The organism is Polaromonas sp. P1_F2, assembly GCF_056405735.1.
This window is the reverse complement of sequence record NZ_JBFUBN010000020.1, coordinates 19,490-40,130: the sequence shown is the minus strand read 5'-3', so window position 1 is coordinate 40,130 and position 20,641 is coordinate 19,490. Positions and strand designations below refer to the sequence as shown.

General features: G+C 65.5%; 20 protein-coding genes. 12 read left to right on the top strand and 8 right to left on the bottom strand.

Translation table 11 applies throughout. From position 1 onward, the window contains the following. Positions 1–31: 31 nt before the first annotated feature. A complete protein-coding gene (locus AC1D0O_RS24650) occupies positions 32–619 on the top strand; it encodes a chalcone isomerase family protein (RefSeq protein WP_477656116.1) in 588 nt (195 codons plus the stop codon). Between the two features lie 78 nt (positions 620–697). Here AC1D0O_RS24650 and gph read toward each other — a convergent pair whose 3' ends face one another. From gph to rpe, 5 genes are all read right to left on the bottom strand, one after another. After that, entirely contained in the window at positions 698–1,390 is a 693-nt protein-coding gene (gene gph, locus AC1D0O_RS24645; RefSeq protein WP_477656115.1) for a phosphoglycolate phosphatase, read from the bottom strand. 35 nt (positions 1,391–1,425) lie between these two features. Continuing rightward, positions 1,426–3,948, bottom strand: a complete 2,523-nt coding sequence (locus AC1D0O_RS24640; protein ID WP_477656114.1) for a PAS domain S-box protein — start codon at positions 3,946–3,948, stop codon at positions 1,426–1,428. Between the two features lie 61 nt (positions 3,949–4,009). Further along, positions 4,010–4,762 (bottom strand): response regulator, encoded by a 753-nt coding sequence (locus AC1D0O_RS24635; protein WP_477656113.1) that lies wholly within the window; start codon positions 4,760–4,762, stop codon positions 4,010–4,012. A gap of 129 nt (positions 4,763–4,891) precedes the next feature. Beyond that, entirely contained in the window at positions 4,892–6,619 is a 1,728-nt protein-coding gene (locus AC1D0O_RS24630) for an adenylate/guanylate cyclase domain-containing protein (RefSeq protein ID WP_477656112.1), read from the bottom strand. A gap of 88 nt (positions 6,620–6,707) precedes the next feature. Then, positions 6,708–7,403, bottom strand: a complete 696-nt coding sequence (gene rpe, locus AC1D0O_RS24625; protein WP_477656111.1) for a ribulose-phosphate 3-epimerase — start codon at positions 7,401–7,403, stop codon at positions 6,708–6,710. Positions 7,404–7,568: 165 nt separating this feature from the next. Between rpe and apaG the strand changes: the two genes are divergently transcribed. The 5 genes from apaG (at position 7,569) to thiL (ending at position 13,699) form a co-directional block, all read left to right on the top strand. After that, the gene (gene apaG / locus AC1D0O_RS24620) at positions 7,569–7,976 is read left to right on the top strand and encodes a Co2+/Mg2+ efflux protein ApaG (RefSeq protein ID WP_477656110.1); all 408 of its coding nucleotides are present in this window, start codon (positions 7,569–7,571) and stop codon (positions 7,974–7,976) included. Positions 7,977–7,997: 21 nt separating this feature from the next. Continuing rightward, positions 7,998–9,962, top strand: a complete 1,965-nt coding sequence (locus tag AC1D0O_RS24615) for a site-specific recombinase (RefSeq protein ID WP_477656109.1) — start codon at positions 7,998–8,000, stop codon at positions 9,960–9,962. Positions 9,963–10,277: 315 nt separating this feature from the next. Continuing rightward, positions 10,278–11,546 (top strand): cation:proton antiporter, encoded by a 1,269-nt coding sequence (locus AC1D0O_RS24610; protein ID WP_477656108.1) that lies wholly within the window; start codon positions 10,278–10,280, stop codon positions 11,544–11,546. Further along, positions 11,536–12,675: a YbdK family carboxylate-amine ligase gene (locus AC1D0O_RS24605; RefSeq protein ID WP_477656107.1), complete on the top strand. Its 1,140-nt coding sequence runs from the start codon at positions 11,536–11,538 to the stop codon at positions 12,673–12,675. The genes AC1D0O_RS24610 and AC1D0O_RS24605 overlap by 11 nt, the downstream gene beginning before the upstream one ends. A 37-nt stretch (positions 12,676–12,712) precedes the next feature. Further along, positions 12,713–13,699, top strand: a complete 987-nt coding sequence (gene thiL, locus AC1D0O_RS24600) for a thiamine-phosphate kinase (RefSeq protein WP_477656106.1) — start codon at positions 12,713–12,715, stop codon at positions 13,697–13,699. Here the strand turns inward: thiL and AC1D0O_RS24595 are convergent. Beyond that, complete coding sequence (locus AC1D0O_RS24595) at positions 13,687–13,875, bottom strand: hypothetical protein (protein WP_477656105.1); 189 nt, start codon at positions 13,873–13,875, stop codon at positions 13,687–13,689. The genes thiL and AC1D0O_RS24595 overlap by 13 nt on opposite strands. A 153-nt stretch (positions 13,876–14,028) precedes the next feature. Here AC1D0O_RS24595 and AC1D0O_RS24590 point away from each other — a divergent pair, with 153 nt between their 5' ends. Further along, on the top strand, positions 14,029–14,955 hold the full coding sequence (locus tag AC1D0O_RS24590; protein ID WP_477656104.1) for a LysR family transcriptional regulator: 927 nt from the start codon (positions 14,029–14,031) through the stop codon (positions 14,953–14,955). Positions 14,956–14,964: 9 nt separating this feature from the next. Here AC1D0O_RS24590 and AC1D0O_RS24585 read toward each other — a convergent pair whose 3' ends face one another. After that, complete coding sequence (locus tag AC1D0O_RS24585) at positions 14,965–16,368, bottom strand: esterase-like activity of phytase family protein (RefSeq protein WP_477656103.1); 1,404 nt, start codon at positions 16,366–16,368, stop codon at positions 14,965–14,967. A 118-nt stretch (positions 16,369–16,486) separates the two neighbouring features. Here AC1D0O_RS24585 and AC1D0O_RS24580 point away from each other — a divergent pair, with 118 nt between their 5' ends. The 5 genes from AC1D0O_RS24580 to AC1D0O_RS24560 all read left to right on the top strand — a co-directional run bounded on the left by AC1D0O_RS24580 (position 16,487) and on the right by AC1D0O_RS24560 (position 19,538). Beyond that, positions 16,487–17,005 carry a phosphatidylglycerophosphatase A family protein gene (locus AC1D0O_RS24580; RefSeq protein WP_477656102.1) on the top strand — a complete coding sequence of 173 codons (519 nt, stop codon included), beginning with the start codon at positions 16,487–16,489 and terminating at the stop codon, positions 17,003–17,005. After that, entirely contained in the window at positions 17,002–17,508 is a 507-nt protein-coding gene (locus tag AC1D0O_RS24575; protein ID WP_477656101.1) for a CinA family protein, read from the top strand. Before AC1D0O_RS24580 ends, AC1D0O_RS24575 begins: the two co-directional genes overlap by 4 nt. A 92-nt stretch (positions 17,509–17,600) precedes the next feature. Then, positions 17,601–18,092, top strand: a complete 492-nt coding sequence (locus AC1D0O_RS24570) for a nuclear transport factor 2 family protein (protein WP_477656100.1) — start codon at positions 17,601–17,603, stop codon at positions 18,090–18,092. Positions 18,093–18,110: 18 nt separating this feature from the next. Beyond that, entirely contained in the window at positions 18,111–19,043 is a 933-nt protein-coding gene (locus AC1D0O_RS24565; protein ID WP_477656099.1) for an alpha/beta fold hydrolase, read from the top strand. A gap of 21 nt (positions 19,044–19,064) precedes the next feature. Beyond that, complete coding sequence (locus AC1D0O_RS24560; protein ID WP_477656098.1) at positions 19,065–19,538, top strand: OsmC family protein; 474 nt, start codon at positions 19,065–19,067, stop codon at positions 19,536–19,538. 9 nt (positions 19,539–19,547) lie between these two features. Here AC1D0O_RS24560 and corA read toward each other — a convergent pair whose 3' ends face one another. Then, positions 19,548–20,534 (bottom strand): magnesium/cobalt transporter CorA, encoded by a 987-nt coding sequence (gene corA / locus AC1D0O_RS24555; RefSeq protein WP_436155921.1) that lies wholly within the window; start codon positions 20,532–20,534, stop codon positions 19,548–19,550. Between the last annotated feature and the right edge of the window lie 107 nt (positions 20,535–20,641).

Sequence of the window (20,641 nt, the reverse complement as noted above, 5' to 3'; positions counted from 1 at the left end):
TTCTATTCCAACCATTCTTTGGAGACAACCCATGACTTTGACAACGCGATGCCTTGCGGGCCTGGCCGGCCTGATGCTCTCATTCGGCGCCTTTGCTGCGCCGATGGAGGTGTCGGGCGTCAAGCTCGACGACCCGATCGAGGTTCACGGCACCAAACTGCAGCTCAACGGGGCCGGCATTCGTTACAAGGCGGTGTTCAAGGTCTATGTGGCCGCGTTGTACCTGCCCAAAAAGGCCGCTACCCCCGAAGAGGTCTACACCATGGCCGGCCCCAAGCGCATCAGCATCACCCTGCTGCGCGATATCGACTCCAATGAACTGGGCAAGAGCTTCACCACGGCCTTCACCGAAAACGCACCCAAGGCGGAAATGTCCAAGCTCATCCCCGGACTCATCAAGATGGGCCAGCTCTTTGCCGACCAGAAGAAGCTGGTGGCCGGCGAGGGCTTCACCATCGACTGGATTCCCGGAACCGGAACCGTCATCTCGGTCAAAGGCAAACCGCAAGGCGAGCCCTTCAAGGAAGTCGAATTTTTCAATGCCCTGGTGCGCATCTGGCTGGGCCCCCAGCCCGCCGACTGGAAACTCAAGGATGCGATGCTGGGCAAGACGAACTAAACAGCTGTTCACGGTCCAAAGCGACCGCGGCTTTCACACGATCAACGGGGCGCAAGCCCCGTTGCCGTTTTTACCGCGTCATTTTTGAAAACGCAGCCCGGCCAGCGAGTCGAGAAAGCCGTCGGCGTCCACCTCTCGCACCGGCTCGCCATGGTTATAGCCATAGGTCACCAGCAGCACGGGACAACCAGCCGCCCGCGCGGCCCGCGCGTCATTGCTGGAATCACCGATCATCAGCGTGCGCGCAGGGGCGCTGCCCAGCGCCTCGCAGGTCTTGAGCAAGGGCAAGGGATCGGGTTTCTTGCGCGCGAAGGAATCACCACCAAAAACCTCGCTGAAAAATCCGTCCAGGCCCTTGAGCTTGAGCAGTTGGCGCGCCATGGCGAGCGGCTTGTTGGTCAGGCAGGCCAGCTTGAGCCCGGCTTGCTGCAAGGTGTGCAGCCCTTCCAGCCCACCCGCATACACCGTCGAGTGCAATCCGTTGATGGCCGCGTAATGCCGCTGGTAGCTGGCAAAGGCTTCGGCATAGCGCGCCGGCAAGTCCGCCGCCGCATGCGCCAGCACCGCCCTCACGAGGTTTTCAGAGCCCTTTCCCACCATGCGCTCCACGGTCGCCGCATCAAGTTGATGGTGCGCCTGGCCCGGCCGATGCAGGTCGGCCAGCATCGCGTTCACGGCGGCCACGAAGTCTCCGAGCGTGTCCACCAGCGTGCCGTCCAGGTCCACCATGGCGGCATCGAAGTGAGTGCGGGTCAGAACAGGAGGATTCATGCGACAGACTGAGAAGGGTATAGCTTGAGCGGCTCTCAAGAGGCGCTCTGCCTGGCGCGGCGCCTTGCCTCTATCGCGCGGTCCAGGCTGTCGAGCAGGCGTTGCTCATCGAGGGGCTTTTCCAGCCAGCCCGAGATGCCCAGCGCCTGACTGCCGGCATGCTGGCGCGCCTCCGCAGCGGTGACCGACAGTACCAGCACAGGCAGGCGCGCCGTGTGCTTGTTCGCCCGCAGCTCACGTATCAGCGAGAACCCGTTCTCGTAGGGCAGCCTGACGTCCACCGTCATCGCCGCGTACGATTCCATCTTGAGGTAGTCGCGCGCCTGTTCGGGGGTGTGCGCCATGTCTGCGTCATAACCGCCCTTGTCCAGCATCATGCCGATGAGCTTGGCCACGTCGGGGTCGTCTTCGTATACCAGCACGCGCGGGCGCATTACGCCGTCGAGCCCCATGGGCGCCGTGACCGGCGGCGCTTCCCGCCACACCGGCAGCTCGAAAAAGAATGTGCTACCCACCTGGCTTTCCGTGGTGAAGCCTATGGTGCCATCCATGCGCTCGATGATGGCTTTGGAAATGCTCAGGCCCAGGCCGGTGCCGCCTTTTTTCCGCGTGTCGGAGGAGTCGGCCTGGGAAAATTTCTGGAAGATTCGCTGGCGGAATTCATCCGGAATGCCGGGGCCGTTGTCGATGATTTCCACCCGGGCGCGTCCCGCATCCGTGCGCAGCGCCACCTGCACGGCGCTGCCAGGCATCGAAAACTTGATGGCATTGGACAGCAGGTTGGTCATCACCTGGATCAGCCGGTCGCTGTCGACGCAGACCTGAACAGGCGCTTCCATCCTGCCCATCACCAGCTTCACGCCGTGCTGCTCCGCGAAACCTTCATTGGCGGCAAGGGCCTGCTCCAGCAGAGGTTCCAGTTCCATCGGCCGCAACTCAAAGCTCATCTTGCCGGACTCGATCTTTTCGCTGTCGAGAATGTCGTTGATGAGCCGGATCAGGCGCTCACAGTTGCTCTGGGCGATGCCCACCAGGTTTTTGGCCTGCGCCGGCAGCTCGCCTGTCACGCCGCCCCAGACCAGGCCCAGCGAACCGCGTATGGAGGTCAACGGTGTGCGCAGTTCATGGCTGACGGTGGAGACGAACTCGCTCTTCATGCGGTCTATGCGTTTGAGTTCGGTGACGTCGTTGCCCAACGAGGAGAAGCCGATGACGGTGCCCTGCTCGTCTCCCTCGCCGTAGCGCGGAAAATAACTCATGACGTATTCGCGCCGTTCGCCGCCGAGGGGCGCCAGCTCAAATTCGTAGCGCACCGAATAACCGGCCAGCGCCTCCTCGACATGGCCTTTGACCTGGTCGTACAGCTGCGGTCCCAGGACTTCCAGCAGGGTCCGGTTCTGTATCTGCTCGCGCCCGAGGCCCAAGGCCTCTTCATAGGCCCGGTTGTGGAACTGGAAGCGCTCCTCCCTGTCGACATAGGCGATCAGGGCCGGCACGGCGTCGGTCAGCTCGCGCAACTGGGCCTCGCTGTCGCGCAGGGCGTCGCTGATGCGGTTGCTTTCGGTGATGTCGTGAATGATGGCCGTGAACAGCCGGCTGCCGCCCACGTTGACGTCGCCGAACGATGCGTTTACCGGGAACTCGGTGCCGTCGTGGCGCAGGCCCAGAACCTTGACGTCCCATTCGCGAAAGCCGCGCTGGCGGTTTGTCAGGCTGGCGAAGAAGGCCTGGAAACCCATGCGGTAGCGCGTGGGCAGCAGCATGGTCACCTCCCGGCCCACCAGGTCGTCGAGCCGGTAGCCGAAGAGGTGGCGGGCGGCGCTGTTGGCATTGACGATGATGCCTTCCTGGGTGGCGGTCACCAGGCCTTCGGCCATGCTTTCAGTCACGGCCCGGCTCATGGCCTCGCTGTCGGAAAGCCTGGCCTCGACGCGGCGGCGCTTTTCCTGCGACCGGACAATCATCTGGATGGCCCAGCCGAACACGCTCAGGCACAACAGCCCGCCCAGCAGGATCAGTTGCTTGACGGTCTGGGCGCTTTGCCGCGTTTCCTCTTTCGAACGCTCCAGGGCCTGGGTTTCCGCCGTCTTGATACGCGTCACCAGCGTTTCGATCTCGTCATAAAGCCGGCGGTTGGGCTCGCCGCCGATGATGGCGGCAGCCGCTTCCAGTCCGGTTTGCTGCCGGACGGCGATGGCCTGCTCCATCAGCGCGAAGCGGCGCGTCATGGCGTCCTCCAGCGTGCGCCAGTCCTGGCTGGTGCCGGCGGCCGCGTGCACCCTCTGCTGCGCCTGCTGGCTCAGCGTGCGGGCCTCCTGGTATGCGGCGAGGTCGGTGGCGGTATTGGTCAGCAGGTAGCGCCGCTGCGAGGACTCCGCCGCCTTGAACTCCGCGACGACCTGCTCCAGAAGCAGCACTGTTTCACGCGCCTGCGTTTCGCTTTGCGTGCCGCTGAGCAGCGTATTGATGGTGAAGTAGGAAGCCGCGATGCTCAGGATGATCAGGATCATCCCGGTGAACAGGGCGACATTGATGGTCGCGCGAAAAGGCGACTTCATGGCGCTTGAGCCGGCAGGCCTGGTTTGCCAGAAAAGCGGCTCATTTCGCCATGCCTGTGCGCTACTGCGAGCCCAGCACGGTGCGGACCGCCTGGATCAGCGATTCAGTCTCCACGGGCTTGGTGATGTAGCCGTCCGCGCCGCTGGCCAGGCCCTTGAGCACCGCCTCGCGGGTCGCCTTCGCCGTGAGCATGATCACCGGGATGTCCTTGAGCTGCGGGTGCGAGCGGATGCGCAGCAGGATGTCGAACCCGTCGGCATCGGGCAGCATCACGTCCAGCAGCACCAGGTCTGGAATCGGCGGTTTGCGGAACTCGGCCACCACTTCGGCGCGGGAGCCCGCCACCCGTATGTCAAAACCCTCGAAGGTCAGGTAGTGGCTCAGAAACTTTGCCAGGTGCTCATCGTCGTCCACGACGATGGCCGACAGGCGTTCGCCGGGCGCGCGCTGGCGCGGCTGCTCGCGCTTGCGTGCGATGCGGACGTAGTAATTGGATTTCTTCAGCGTGGCCGCGCAGAAATCGGCCTCGGCGCCGGCCTCGGTGAGCGCCGTGGGGCTCAGCTGGAACTGCAGGGAGGCGGCGAACGGGTCCGGCTCGACCTGGGTCACGAGCCCCTTGGCCAGCAGCAGTTTCACGGTGTTGTCGAGCGTCGCGCCGACAGCTTCGCCCACGCTCTGGCGGATCTGGGCCAGGGACAGGATGCCGTCGAGGCGCACCAGCAGCTCCAGTTCAGGCGGCGAAATCGTGGTGGCGGCGCTGCGCAATTCCTGCTGGCCTTTGGGCGTGACGGCGTAAATATCGTTGTATTGCACGGTGTAGCTCCTCTCTGTGGTAAGGGGCATGACATACGCCGAAGCGCTGCCTGATTCTAAGGTCCGGGGCCCGCTCAAATGGTGCACGCCCTCAGGAAGAAGATACACCAACTGGGTGGGCCCCGGCATTCACGGCGATTCCGCGGGCGGCGGCGGCAAGGCGGACCGCAGCGCCGCCATCAATTCCCCCAGCGAGGCCTCCATGCGCAGCAGCAGGTCGTCAATGCCGGCGCGCGGCCCCTTGTCATGAAGCGCCTGCTCCAGCGCGCCTGCGTCCAGCGGCAATTGCGTGGCGCCGATCTGCGCCGAAACACCGCGCAAGGAATGGCTGAGCAACTCCGCCGCCTTCAGGTCATCTGCCGCCAGCGCCTCGCGGATGCGTGCCGGCGTGTCCGCGCGGCCGTCCACGAAGCGGCGCAGCATCGAGATGTAAAACCCTTTCATGTTCATCGCCCGGCTCAGCCCCAGGGGCACGTCGAGCCCGGCGATGCTGTCGGGCAGCGCCTCCTCGGCGGAACCTGCCGCATCCGCCGCCTGCACGGCGGCGAGGCGGGCCGCCGGTGTGCCGGTTTCGGCCACCGGGGCCGGCCCGTCGGCGCCCTTCCCGGCCTCGCTGTTCCCAGCCTCCGCAAGCGCCTCCAGGCTGCCCAGCGCCCTGCGCAACTCGGCGGCGGCGTCCACGCGCTGCTCGGGCGTAAGGCGTCCCGGATCCAGCTCCAGGCGCAGGCCGGGCCGGTCGCATTGGATGACCCCCGCCCCTGCTGGCGCCGCCGGGGTTTTGCGGACCGCATAGACCGTGATCGGTTCGGCGAATCCCTTGGCGACGACCGGCTCGCGCGCCTCGACCTCGATCTCGTCCTGCACAAGGTCGTGGGTATCCCTCGAAATCAGGATGCCGCCGGGCTCCGCGGCCTGTTCGAGCCGAGCGGCCAGGTTCACTTCACGGCCGATGATGGTGTAGTCCATGCGCAGATTGCTGCCGAAGTTGCCGACGTCGCAGAAGCCGGAGTTGATGCCTATGCGTATCTCGAAGGCCTTGGGAATGCCCATGGCCTTCCAGCGCCGCTGCAGCTCGGCCATGCGCTGCTGCATGGCGACGGCCATCTTCACGCATTGCACAGCGTCCTGGCGCGGGCCCAGGGTGTGGGGGTCGCCGAAGAAAATGACAATGGCGTCGCCGATGAATTTGTCCAGGGTTGCGCCGTATTCGGCGGCGATCTGCGACATTTCCTCAAAGTAACTGTTGAGCAAAAAGGTAACTTCTTCGGGCTGCCACTGCGCCGTGGAGGCCGTGAAGTTCTTGATGTCCGAGAAAAACACCGTCAGCCGCTTGCGCTGGGTCTGGATCTCGGCCTGGCGGGAACCGTCAAACAGCGACTGGTAGACCTGCGGCGCGAGGTAGCGCGACAGCTGCTCGGACAGGGTCTTCAGGCGCTTGGCATTGGCGCTGCGCTCCAGGTGCAGCCTCACGCGTGCCAGCAGCACGGGCGGGCTGATGGGTTTGGTGATGTAGTCGGTGGCGCCCAGGTCCAATCCGAACTGCTCTTCCTCCACGCTGCTGAGCGCCGTGAGAAAGATGACGGGAATGTCGGCCGTGCGCGAATCGCGCGCCAGCCGCCGCATGACCTCGTAACCGTCCATACCGGGCATCATCACGTCCAGCAGGATGATCTCGGGGCGCCTGTCGGACAGCGCCACCTGCAAGCCCTCTTCACCCGACTCGCAGGCCTCCACCTCATAACCGTCCCGCAACAGGGCCACGAGGAAAAACCGGACGTCCGCCGTGTCGTCCACCACCAGGATGCGGGAGCGGCGCGCGGGGCCCCGCCCGGCTTGCTCGCTTACGGCTTCAGTCATGCGGCTCCTCCATGGGTGGCGAGGCCGGCATCCGGCCCGGCCGGTTACCGGGGTTGGCGCGCGCGGGTCCGCATCGACGCGCGCCGGCCTATTTCACCAGTTCCGCCCGCATGGCGTCAATCACCGCCTTGTAATCGGGTTTTCCAAAAATAGCGCTGCCCGCCACAAAAGTGTCGGCGCCCGCGGCGGCCACGCGCGCGATGTTGTCGGTCTTGATGCCGCCGTCGACTTCGAGGCGGATGTCCTTGCCCGAGGCATCGATGCGCTTGCGCGCCTCCTCGATCTTGCGCAGCGCGGAGTCGATGAAGCTTTGCCCGCCGAAGCCGGGGTTGACGCTCATGATGAGAATCAGGTCGATGTCCTCGATCACCCAGTCCAGCACGTCCAGCGGCGTGGCCGGGTTGAACACCAGCCCGGCCTTGCAGCCCTTGGACTTGATGGCCTGCACGCTGCGGTGCACATGGCCGGAGGCTTCAGGGTGGAAGCTGACCAGGTCGGCGCCCGCGTCGGCAAAGGCCGCGGCCAGCGCATCGACGGGCTGCACCATCAGGTGGACGTCCACCGGCACCGGCGTGCCGTCGGCTTTTTTGGCGTGCGGCTTGAGCGCCTGGCAGATCATGGGCCCGAACGTCAGGTTGGGCACATAGTGGTTGTCCATCACGTCGAAGTGGATCCAGTCGGCGCCGCCGGCGACGACGGCCTTGATCTCGTCGCCCAGTCGGGCGAAATCGGCGGACAGGATGGAAGGGGCGATGCGGTAGGTGGGCGGCTGGTTTTTAGGCATGTCAGGATTGTCGCAGCAAGCCGCGGCCCGCGCCGGGCCTCGACGGCGCAGGCTGTTTCGCCCGGCCAACAGCCGCAGCAGGCGGTTAACATGGTCGCTGAGAACCTGTTCACGGTCTAAACGGGGCCTCGTTTAGACCGTGAACAGGTTTCAATACTTTCAGCCATGCCCAAATACCAATTTTCCTGCGAAGCCGTGCCCCAGTACCTGCCCGAACAGTCGGCGCCGGAAGACCACGTCTACGGGTTTTCCTATACCGTCACGGTCACCAACACCGGCGAGGTCACGGCCCAGCTGATCTCGCGCCACTGGGTCATCAGCGATGCCAACGGCCACAACGAAGAGGTCAAGGGCCTGGGCGTGGTCGGCCACCAGCCGCTGCTCAAGCCCGGCGAATCCTTCCAGTACACCAGCGGGTCGCGCCTGCGCACGCCCAGCGGCACCATGCACGGCAGCTATTTTTGCGTGGCCGAGGACGGCGAGCGTTTCGAGGCGCCGATTCCCATGTTCGTGCTGGAGGCGCACAGCGGCAACGGCAACGGCGCCACCCCGCCCGGCCGTGTCCTGCATTGAGCCCACGGCCCTGACTGCCCGATGAAAGACCTGGCCTCCCTGCTCAAGGCGCTGGACCCGGACGCCGGACTGGCACAGCGCCATGTCTGGCTGATCAAGCTCTTCGAATGGATACGCGGCGACGAGACCTCCGTCGCGGCCGCCGTCTCGCGGGTGCAGGCCCTCATGGATGCCGTCGAGCGGCAGCCCGAGATCCAGGCACGCATGCGGGCCTGGTGGCAGACACTGATCCAGACGGTCGACATCACCACCTTGCTGGCCGATTTCGGCTTCGCGCCGCGCACGGCTTTTGTCAGTGAACTGGCCGAGCGCCTGCGCCGCAAACTGCTGCCCGGCACGCCAGAAACCGTCGACGCCTCCGAGCTGTTCCCCCTGGTGGCGCCCACGCGCTTCGACGCGCAATGGATGGGCGCGCTCGAAGAGCTGCAGGTCGCCCGGCTGGCCCTGATGCTATCGGCCAGTCCCGACATGGACACGCTGCACTGGCACTACAGCCTGATGGACGCGTTGACCTACTGCACGGCCCAGATACGCGCCACGGGTTTCGCGCCAGAGCTGCGCCTGCGCATGAACCGCGCCACACCGCACGCGCGCGCCTTCCACGCGCTGCCGGCCGACATCGACGGGCTGCGCAACGCCTTCTTCAAGCCCGAACGCGACGAGGCACAGCTGCAGGCCGCGATCGCGCAATACCGTGAGCGGCTGGACGCCTGCCGCCAGGCCGTCAACAGCATCTACACGCACCTGGAGGACAACGGCATCTCGGTCGGCATGGTGTTTCGGCTGCGCCAGCTGCGCGAGCGCATGCTGCGCGTGCGCGAACTGCTGGACAGCCTGGTCTCGCCCAAGCCCGCCATGGCGGCCGTCAAGCTGCTGGGACGCCGCGTCATCACGGCGCAGGAAGGCAAGAGCATCAGCGCGCTGATCAGCGCCAACTCCACGCTGCTGTCGGCCAAGGTGGCCGAGCGCAGCGCCGAAACCGGCGAAACCTACATCACCCGCACGCGCGGCGAATACCGCGAAATGCTGGGCAAGGCCATGGGCGGTGGCGCCATCACGGCCTTTACCACGCTGCTCAAGTTCATGATCGTGGCGGTGGGCCTTTCGGCCTTCTGGAGCGGCTTCTGGTCCGCCGTCATGTATTCCGCCAGCTTCATCCTGATCCAGTTGCTGCATTTCACGCTGGCCACCAAGCAGCCCGCCATGACGGCGCCGGCCATGGCGGCCAAGCTCAAGGACCTCGGCTCGGCCGATGCGAGCAGCACCATCGCGGCCTTTGTTGACGAGGTCACGCACCTGGTGCGTTCGCAGGTGGCCGCGGTCTTCGGCAACGTCTTCATGGTGGTGCCGGCTGTGCTGCTGGTCAACACGCTGGTCCTGCTGCTGCTGGGCCGGCCCATGATCAGCCACACCGAGGCCGAGCACGTGCTGGGCACGCTGACGCTGCTGGGCCCCACGTTGATGTGGGCGGGTTTCACCGGCGGCATATTGTTCGCGGCCAGCATGATCGCGGGCTGGACCGAAAACTGGTTTGTGCTGCATCGCCTGGACTCGGCCATGCGCCACAACCCGCGCATCACCGCATTCCTCGGCAGCGAGCGCGCGGCGCGCTGGTCCGCCTTCATGCGCGACAACATCTCCGGCTTCGCCTCCAATATCGCGCTGGGCTTCATGCTGGGACTGATCCCGGCCTTCACCGGCTTCTTCGGCGTGGAGCTTGAAGCGCGCCACGTCACGCTGTCGACCGGCCAGTTGGCCGCGGCCGGCGCCTCGCTGGGCCTGGAAGCGTTCAAGCACCTGACCATCTGGTGGTGCATCGCGGCCATTCCGCTGATAGGCGCGCTGAACCTCGGCGTGAGTTTTTACCTCGCGTTCCGCCTGGCCCTGCAGGCGCACAACGTGAGCAATGTCGACCGTGCGCGTATCCGCGCCGCCATCTGGGCGCGATGGCGCAGCCACCCCCGCAGCTTCTTCATGCCTGAGTAACTGGCGCCCCCCTGTCCAGGCTCACTGCGTGTAGCCTGTTCTCCCCTCGAGGGGACGGCGCCTGCGGTCTGGCAAAGCCAGTCCCGCGGCCCCTGCTGGTCTGTTCACTGGACTCTTCGAGCAACAAGCGTGGGGCCAGATTTCCGGCCTTGTCCTACAGGCCTGGCAACAGCGCGCCTGTAAATTAATGCAACAACTTTTCTTTCGCGCAAACCCACCGGGCCTCACGCCACCAGGCTGGCCGACCAACGTGCAACATGCCGCCTTCAAGGGCTTGTCTGCAGAAGTTCCCATCAGAGTGGAGACCCCTTCCTCATGAACGAAATCCTGGCCATCTGGGCTGAATGGATCAAGCCTTCGGCGGGCTTGCCGACCGTGCAGTGGTCCGTGCTGCTCGCGCTGGCTGCCGCCGCGGGCCATCTCCTGAACCGCTACACCGGCCTGCCCAAGGTGGTCGGCTATTCGCTGGTCGGCGGCTTTGCCGGCCTGGCCGGTTTCAGCGGCGCGGCCTGGCCGCTCCAGGGCACCGGGCTCTTCCTGCTGGAATTGGGCGTGGCTGTGGTGCTGTTCGAAGCCGGTGGGCGCATTCCGCTGCGCTGGTTTCGCCACAACCCCATGGTGCTGGTTCAAAGCCTGGCCGAAGCGTCCTTGACCTTCATCCTGGTGTACTGGGCCCTGCACGCGATGAGCGTGCGTGAGGCCGTGGCAGAACCGCTGGCCCTGCTGGCCATGGCCGCCTCGCCCGCCGTGCTGTCGCGCGTGGCCATAGACACTCGCGCCGCCGGCCCCGTCACCGAACGTGCATTGGTGCTGTCCACGCTGGGCACGCTGTATGCGCTGACGCTATGCAGCGCACGCGCCGGCATGATGCACCGGCCCGACTCGGGCGTGGCCGGCGTGCTCAGCACGCTGTACCCGGTGCTGGTGGTACTGGGCCTTTCCGTGGTGGTGGGCGCGGCGTTGGCCCTGATGCTGCGCACCGCGCTGCGCGTGATGAGCCCCACCAGCGAGAACACCGCCATCCTGCTGCTGGCCCTGATCGCCGCGGGCGCCGCGCTGGCCGCCCACTTCGGCGGCTCGGCGCCGCTGGCGGCGCTGCTGGGCGGCATGCTGCTCAAGCAGCTCAATCCGCGCCCCTGGTCGTGGCCGCGGCAGATGGGCACGGCCTCGTCCATGCTGACCATGCTGATGTTCGTACTGGTCTCGGTGGTGGCGGCGCAGGCCGACTGGAGCGGCCCGGTGGCGGGCCTGGTCATCGCCATGGTCGTCGCGCGCATGGTGGCAAAGATCGCCGGTGTCGCTCTCGGCAACGTCGGCAGCGGCGCCAGCTGGAAGCAGGCCCTGTGGGTGGGCTGCGCGATGTCGCCGATGTCCTCGGTCGCGCTGCTGCTGGTGTCGCAGTTCGCCACGGCCTCGGGCGCTTTGGGCCGCCAGATCGCCAGTGTGGCCCTGCCCGCCATCCTGCTGATGGAGGTGCTGGGCGCGGTGCTGGCCACCTTGGCCATTTACCGCGCCGGCGAAAGTTCCAAACCCTGGGCGCCGCTCACGCGCGGCCCCGCATCCGGACCCGTCCATGAGCCTTGAACCCTTTCACAAATCGGCCGCATTGTCGCTGGGCGTGGAGCTTGAGCTGCAGCTGGTGAACACGCACGACTACGACTTGGCGCCTTACGCCGAGGACATGCTGCGCCTGATGTCCAAAATCCCGCTGCCGGGCGCCGTGGTGCCCGAGATGACCTCCAGCATGATCGAGATCTCGACCGGCGTGTGCCGCAACGCGTCGGAGGTGCTGGGCCAGCTCTCGCAGATCCGCGATGCGCTGGTCAAGAGCGCTGACAAGCTCAACATTGCCGTGGTCGGCGGCGGCACCCATCCCTTCCAGCAGTGGCATGAGCGCCGCATTTACGACAAGCCGCGCTTTCGCGAGTTGTCCGAGCTCTACGGCTACCTTTCCAAGCAGTTCACGATTTTCGGCCAGCACGTGCACGTGGGTTGCCCCGACGCCGACAGCGCGCTGCTGACGCTGCACCGCATGTCGCGCTACATTCCGCACTTCATCGCGCTGTCTGCCTCCTCGCCCTATGTGCAGGGCCAGGACACGGCCTTCGATTCGGCCCGGCTCAACTCGGTGTTCGCCTTTCCGCTGTCGGGCCGTGCGCCCTTCGCGCTGACCTGGGACGACTTCACCGTCTACTTCGACAAGATGACGCGCACCGGCGTGGTCAAGAGCATGAAGGATTTCTACTGGGACATCCGGCCCAAGCCGGAATTCGGCACCATCGAAATCCGGGTGTTCGACACGCCGCTCACGGTGGAGCGCGCCACCGCGCTGGCCGGCTTCGTGCAGTCGCTGGCTTCCTGGTTCATGCACGAGCAGCCCTTCATGCCCACCGAGGACGATTACCTGGTCTACACCTACAACCGTTTCCAGGCCTGCCGCTTCGGCCTGGACGCGGTCTATGTGGACCCTGCCACCGGCGGCCACATGCCGCTGCGCGAGCACATCCTGTTGACCATGGCACAGATCGAGCGCCATGCCACCGGCATGGGCGCGGGCGCCTCGCTGCACCTGCTGCGCAACAGCGTGGAGCGCGGCGACAACGACGCCCGATGGCTGCGCGAAAAACAGGGCGAGGAGCACCTGCTGGCCGAAGTCATACGCCAGGCGGCCGACCGCTTCCGCGGCGGCGTCGCGCACCAGCAATATCCCTGACCCTGGTGCCCGGGGCGCAGCCTGTATGCTCTGCGCCATGGGTGAATTTGACCTGATCGCACGCTACTTCACACGCCCCGCCGCGCGCGCCGCGCTGGGTGTGGGCGACGACTGCGCGCTGCTGCAGCCGGCGCCCGGCACGCAGACAGCCATCTCCAGCGACATGCTGGTCGAGGGCCGGCACTTCTTCGCGGACGTGGATCCTTTCACGCTGGGCCACAAGGCGCTGGCCGTCAACCTCAGCGACCTGGCCGCCTGCGGCGCCAAGCCCCTGGCCTTCACGCTGGCCCTGGCCTTGCCGCGGGTCGACGAAACCTGGCTCGCCGCGTTTTCGCAAGGCCTGCTGGCGCTGGCCGATACGCATGGCTGCGAACTGGTGGGCGGCGACACTACACAAGGGCCGCTCAACATCTGCATCACCGTGTTCGGCGAAGTCCCGGTGCTGAACGGAAAGAGCCAGGCGCTGCTGCGTTCGGGCGCCAGACCCGGTGACGACGTTTATGTCAGCGGCACGCTGGGCGACGCCCGGCTGGCGCTGGAGGCGCTGCGTGGCGCCTTGACCTTGCCGTCCGGCATGCTGGCCCAGGCCAGGCGAAGGCTGGAGCAGCCCACGCCGCGCATCGCATTGGGCCAGGCGCTGCGCGGTATTGCCTCGGCGGCCATCGACGTGAGCGACGGTTTGCTCGGCGACCTTAGCCACATCCTGCACGCCTCGAAAACAGGCGCCACGCTTGAAACGGCACTCGCGCTCAATCTGGTCGCTGCTTCTTCACGTTCCGATTGGGCAGCGGCCGGAATCGATGCTGAAAAGCAGATGGCGTTCGCGCTGGCGGGCGGCGACGACTACGAGCTCGCCTTTACCGCTCCGGCCTCGGCCCGTGAGGCCGTGCGGGCCGCTGCTCGCCAGGCACAAACACCCGTCAGCCGGATAGGCCGCATTGACAAGGATCCCGGCCTGCGCCTGCTGGATGCGGGGGGGGCGCTGCTGGAGCGGCACTACGCCTCCTTCGATCACTTCGCCTGAGGGCGCGGATTGGCCCCCAGCTGCGTGCGGTGCGCAAGCCGACCGGCCGCGCTGCAGGCCCAGTTGACAATGGCGGACCAGAACTCAGCCGCGGCCAAGGCGCGCAAACGGCGGGCTTCGGTTTCGGCGGCGGTTGCCAGGCGGTTTTCTTCGGCTGCGGTGTAGAGGTAGTTCATGAACGTGTCCTTTCGAAGTAGCCCGTTTTCCTGATAACGGGGCTACAGGGCTACTGTGCGCAAAACAGCCACCGGCGGAAACCACCCGCGCCGCAAATCCGTCTTGCACCAGACGCAAAACAGAAAACCCCGGCCCTGGGTAATATGGCCGGCATGCGGAACCTGAACTTTGACGACATGCACTTGTTCGCGCGCGTGGCCGAACTGGGCAGTTTCTCGGCCGTAGCCCGTGCGCGGGATGTGCCTGTCAGCCAGGTATCACGCGCCATCGCCCGCATCGAGAAAACCTGCAATGCACGGCTGGTGCAGCGCAGCACGCACGCGCTGACCCTGACGCCCGAGGGCGAAACCTTCCTCGGCTATTGCCGGCGCATGACACAGACGCTGGACGACCTCGAAGGCGAGTTCGCCAGCCAGAGCGGCGAGGCCAGCGGCTGGGTGCGGGTGGCGGCCAGCACTGTCATGGCCGAATACCTGCTGGTGCCCAGCCTCGAAGGGCTTCACCAGCGCCACCCGCATGTTCGCGTGGAACTGAAAGTGGACGACCGCCTGGTGGACATGGTGCGCGACGGTGTCGACATCGCGATCCGCAGCGGCATGCATACGAACGAAAACTCGGTGATGCGCCAGATAGGCACACATGGGCGGCGGCTGTACGCCACACCGGCTTACCTGGAGGCCCATGGTACGCCGGAGCATCCCGACGACCTGGGCCGGCACCGCCTGATCAGCAATAGCGCCGCGACCTCGCTCAACCGCTGGCCTTTCATCATCGAAGGCCAGCCCGTGGTGGTCACGGCAGACGGCTGCTGGCGCGCCGACTCCACCGGCACGACCAGCCAGCTGGCCCTGCAGGGCCTGGGCATTGCGCGCTTTGCCATGCTGGCGGCCGAGCCGCTGGTGCGGCGCGGCCTGCTGGTGCCGGTGCTTGCGGGCTTTGTCGACGAGCAGCCCGTGCCCATCCACGCCGTGACGCTGGGCGGGCGCCACCGGCTGCCGAAAATCCGGGCCTGCATCGACTATTGGGCCGAGTGGTTCAGCCGCGAAAGAGACCTGGTGAGCGGCCCGCCCGCCAGTTGACCGATTCGCTTATTTGGCCTCAATCAGCGCACGGATATCCAGCAGGGTCAGCTCATTCGCATCGGGCTTGCCGATCTCGCGGCCGGATGAAAACGGGAAATTGTTGTCGTTGACCAGCACGATGTGCGTGGCATCGACCACCGCAAGCCCTTCGGGGCCCAGGTGCGGCAATGCAAAGACCGCTTCGTTAGAGCCCAGTTTGGCCAGGCGCTTCGGGTTGGCGATGCGAGTCAGGTCGATGTAGGCGACCTTGCGCACAAAGCCGTCCGCATCGGCGGCTGCCAGGTCGATCTTGTAGACGCGCTTGAAACGCGCGGGCCGGGTAAAACAATCGGTGCGCGCTTCATTGGGGCATGCCGGCGCGATGCCTTCGGTGCTGTCGTCACGCTCGATAACCAGGCCTGTGGTGAAGTCCAGCAACTGAAAGTCGGCGGCCACATTGCCCACTTCTTCGAGCAGGTATTTCCACTGCTTGCCGGTGTAGCTGTGCGTGGCGACGTCCAGTTCATTGATGCGCACATAGGTTTTGTCGCCGGCCTTCTCCACGCTTTTGGTCGCGGCATCGAACAGCGGGCCTTCAAACATCGGGTAGAGCTTGCTGCCGTCGGGTGATTTGGCCATGGACTCAAAGCCGTTGGAGCGGCGCACCTCGAACAAGGCCTCGCCGGGGAGATTCGGCAGCCGCCCCTGCATATAGTGGTCTGGCGAGGCGTGCAACTTGCCGCTAATGACCGTCTCGATCACGCCCAGCACGCGGCCCTGGAAGTCGGTGCGCAGCACGTAAGGACCGAACTCGTCGCCTATCCACCATTCGTTGCCCACCACTTGCAGGGATTCGGGATCGAAGTCGATGCCGGTGAGATAGCGGCGCTGGGTGTTTTCATTCTGGATGTGAAAAGGCACGCGCTTGTCCGGGTCGCTCAGGAAGGTCGTGCCGCGGCGCAGAACCTGGCCCTTGTTCCAGTCGGCCGAGAGCCGGTGCACCATCAGCAGCGCGTCCTGCGAGTTGACCTTGTTGCCGAAGCCGTTGTCGGTCAGCGCCAGGAACTCGCCCTTGCCCAGGAAGACGATGCCCGAAAATCCCTGCACCGACTGGCCTTTCATCGGCAGCGTGCCGCCGGAAGCGCGCGGGTATTTGGGGTCTCCGACAAAGGTGTTGGCGCTTTCGCTGCCGAGCTGCTCATTGCGCTGGCGCCTGGCGTTGGCGAATTTACCCGCCGTGGCGAAGAAGGCGCCCGCATCGCGAGGGGCGGCCACCGAGGCATCGGCAGCCAGCGCCGCATGGCCCGCCAGCGTGGCCTCCACCGCCGGTGCGGTTTGCGCCCGGCCGCTGCCGGCCGCGAGGCACAGCGCGCAAGCGGCGGCCAGGGTCAATGCGTTCATCTTGCTTAAAACCTGCTTGTGTTTGCTCATCCGAAATCCCTCTTGCTGGTGAATCGCTGGACTGTGCAGGCAGCGTGTGAAACCGCTGTGACAAAATCAGCCAATAGCCCGGGGCCTTCCCGGGCATCCGCGCCTGGCAACCCCCACCATGACCGACACCACGCCGCCGCCCGCCTTCCGGCCCACCGCGAAATTTTTGCTGTCGCATCCCGCGCATTTCATCGCCCTGGGCTTTGGCGCCGGCCTGAGCCCGGTCGCGCCCGGCACGGCCGGCACGCTGTGGGCCTGGCTGGCCTTCCTGGTGCTGCAGCAGTGGCTCACGCCGGCTGAAATGGGCTGGCTGATCGCCGCCTCCACCCTGGTGGGCTGGTGGGCCTGCACCGTAACGGCCAAGGCCATGAACGTCCTGGACCCGGGCAGCATCGTCTGGGATGAGGTGGTGGCCTTCTGGCTGGTGCTTTGGCTGGTGATGCCCGCGGACTTCTGGTCGCAGCTGGCCGCTTTTGTGCTGTTCCGCTTTTTTGACGCCGTGAAACCCGGTCCCGTGGCCTGGGCCGACCAGGCCTTCAAAGGCTTTAACTGGCGCGGCGGTTTCGGCATCCTGTTTGACGATTTTGTCGCGGCCTTTTGCGCGCTGCTGGTGATCGCCCTCTGGAGGTTCTGGTGAACGGCGTACTCGAGCTGGCCGGACAACTCGCCGTCCTGCTGCAGGCCCAGGGACGGTTGCTCGCCACCGCCGAGAGCTGTACCGGCGGCATGATCTCCGCCGCCTGCACCGACCTGGCCGGCTCCAGCAACTGGTTTGAGCGCGGCTTCGTCACTTATTCCAACGAGGCCAAGACGGAATTGCTGGGCGTCCCGGCCCCACTGATCGCCAGGCACGGCGCGGTCAGCGAAGAAGTGGCGCGCGCCATGGCCTCCGGCGCGCTGGAGCGTTCACGCGCCCAGGTGGCTGTGGCCGTCACGGGCGTTGCCGGCCCGACGGGCGGTAGCGCGGCCAAACCCGTGGGTACGGTATGGTTTGCCTTTGCGCTGCCGGGGCGGCTGGTGTCGGAGGTCCGGCGTTTTGACGGCGACCGGGCCGCGGTGCGCAGCGCCACGGTGCGTCATGCGTTGCAGCGGCTGCTGGAGTTGCTGGAAGAACCGGGGGAACCGGAAAAGGCCGGCTGACGCGTGAGCGACGCTTGCATGGCAGCGAGCGCTATAGAGTTCGCGGACCCGTCCATCACCCGAGACCCCGACAATCCCGACCAGGAGACAGCATGCATCCCAACCAGATCACCCTCGAACACTTCTACGCATCCTTCGCCCGCCTCGACTCCGATGCCATGGCCGCCTGCTATGCGCCCGACGCGCAGTTCGATGACGAGGCCTTTTCGCTGCGGGGCCACAAAGAGGTCACCGGCATGTGGCACATGCTCTGCGACGTGACCAAAGCCAAGGGCGCCGACGTCTGGAAACTCAGCTGGAGCGGCATTGAAGCCGATGCGCGCAGCGGCAAGTCGCACTGGGAGGCCGACTACCGTTTCAGCACCACCGGGCGCATGGTGCACAACGTGATCGACGGCGAGTTCGAATTCAATGAACAGGGGCTCATCAGCCGCCACCGCGACCACTTTGATTTCTGGGCCTGGTCGCGCCAGGCGCTGGGCGCGCCCGGCCTGCTGCTGGGCTGGACGCCCTTTCTGCGCACCAAGGTGCGGGCAGGGGCGGCGGCAAATCTGCAAAAATACCTGTCCCAACGCAAGACTTAACCCCGACGGGAGTTGCCCATGACCTGGTTTGACGGTTTTGAATCGCGTAGTTTTGAGGTCAACGGCGCCTCCATCAATGCGCGGGTCTCTATAACCACGCTGGGCGAGCCGCAGCGACCAGCGCTGCTGCTGTTGCACGGCTTTCCGCAATCGCACGTGATGTGGCACCGCGTGGCCCAGCGCCTGGCCGGTGATTACTTCCTGGTGATGCCCGACCTGCGCGGCTACGGCGACTCCTCCAAAACCGCAGGCCTGCCCGACCACAGCAACTACAGCAAGCGCAACATGGCGCACGACATGACAGGCGTGATGGACGCGCTGGGTATCAACCGTTTTTTCCTGTGCGGCCACGACCGCGGCGGGCGTGTGGCGCATAGGCTGGCCCTGGACCACGCCGCGCGCGTGCACAAGCTGTGCGTCATCGACATCGCGCCCACGCTGGACATGTACGAGGGCCGCAGCATGACCGAGCCCTACATGGCCTTTGCCCGCGCCTACTACCACTGGTTCCACATGCTGCAGCCGGCGCCGCTGCCCGAGATCATGATGGGCGCCAACCATCCCGAAACCGCCAAAGCCTATTTGCACGCCAAGCTGGGCGGCTGGGGCAGCGCGGGCATGAGCTACATCGAGCCTCAGGCGCTGGCTGAATACGAGCGCAGCTTTTGCAACGCCGAGGCGCTGCACGCCGCTTGCGAGGACTACCGCGCCAGCGCCGGCATTGACCTGGAGCACGACCGCGACGGCCGCGCGCAAGGCCTGAAGCTGGCCTGCGACCTGCTGGTGCTCTGGGGCGAGCGCGGCGTGGTGCACCGGATGTTCGACCCGCTGGCGCTGTGGCAGGCCCAGTGCAGCGGCGAAGTCACCGGCCGGGGCATGCCGGCCGGCCATTTCATTCCCGAAGAGCAGCCCGAGGCGACAGCCCGGGCGCTACGGGATTTTTTCAACTGATTCACTCCGGACCTTCAGACCATGTCGCACTACGCCGCAGAAACCTTGTGGGAACGCAAGGACGCCGACTTCCTGGACAACCGCTACAGCCGCCGCCACCTGCTGCGCTTTGACGGCGGGCTGGAGGTGCCGGGCTCATCCTCGCCGTCCGTCGTGCCGCTGCCCATGTCCGACGCGTCGGCACTGGACCCGGAAGAAGCGTTTGTGTCTTCGCTGTCGAGCTGCCACATGCTGTGGTTCCTGACCATGGCCGTCAAGCGCAAGTTCCGCGTGGACCGCTACTTCGACGCGGCGACCGGCGTGATGGAAAAGAACGCCGAAGGCAAGGTCGCCATGACCATCGTGACCCTGCACCCCGAGGTGACGTTCTCCGGTGAGCGCCAGCCCAGCCGCGAGGAGCTGGACAAGCTGCACCATGACGCGCACGAGGCCTGCTTTATCGCCAACTCGGTGAAGACCGAGGTGCGCTGCGAGCCGGTATACGCAGGCGCCTGAGCGCCGCGACTACTTCAGCCAGCCGCGCTTCCTGAAGTACCACATGGGCACCACGGCGCTCGCCACCATCAGCAGGATGGCGTAGGGATAGCCCAGCGACCAGTCGAGCTCGGGCATGAGCTTGAAGTTCATGCCGTAGACGCTGGCGATCAGCGTGGGCGGCAACAGCGCGACGCTGGCCACCGAGAAGATCTTGATGATCTTGTTCTGGTTGATGTTGATGAAACCGACCGTGGCGTCCATCAGGAAGTTGATCTTGTCGAACAGGAAGGCGGTGTGCGAGTCCAGCGAATCGATGTCGCGCAGGATCTGCCGCGCTTCCTCGAACTGCTCGGCGTTGAGCATCTTGCTGCGCATCATGAAACTGACGGCGCGGCGCGTGTCCATCATGTTGCGGCGTATGCGGCCGTTCAAGTCCTCGTGGCGGGCGATGGCGCCCAGTACCTCGCCGGCCAGCGCGTCGGTCACGTCGCCCGACAGCACCTGGGCACTGACTTTTTCGAGCTCGACGTAAATGCCTTCGAGCGTGTCGGCCGAATATTCGGCGTCGGCGTCGAACAGCTTGAGCAGCACTTCCTTGGCATCCTCGATCAGGCCGGGCGCGCGGCGCGCGCGCATGCGCAGCAACCGGAACACCGGCACGTCCTCGTCGTGGATGGAAAACAGCACGCCCTTGCTCTTGAGGTCGTCGTTGACGAGGTTCAGGATGAAGGCCACGCGGACGGTGCGCGGTTCGGCGTCGTCGGCGATCAGGAAGTCGGAACGTATGTGCAGCTCGCCGTTGTCTTCCTCGTAAAACCGCGCGGACTCTTCGATGTCCTCATCCATCGCGTCTTCGGGAATGGACAGGCCGTAGTACTGCTTGATCCAGCGTTTTTCTTCGAGGGTGGGGGATTCCAGGTCCACCCAGATCGGCTGGAACTTGGAGAGTTCTTCCAGGGATTCGATTTCTTCCTGGAAAAGCCGGCCGTTGGCGAGCGTGAAAATATTGAGCATGGCTGACTGCCTATCGGTTCAAGGGCCCGCGCAAGGCATGCGCTCGGGGCCTTGCGCGAAAGCGGGGTAAAGGGGCGGTGGGATGGTGCATCGCTTTCAACCCCCTT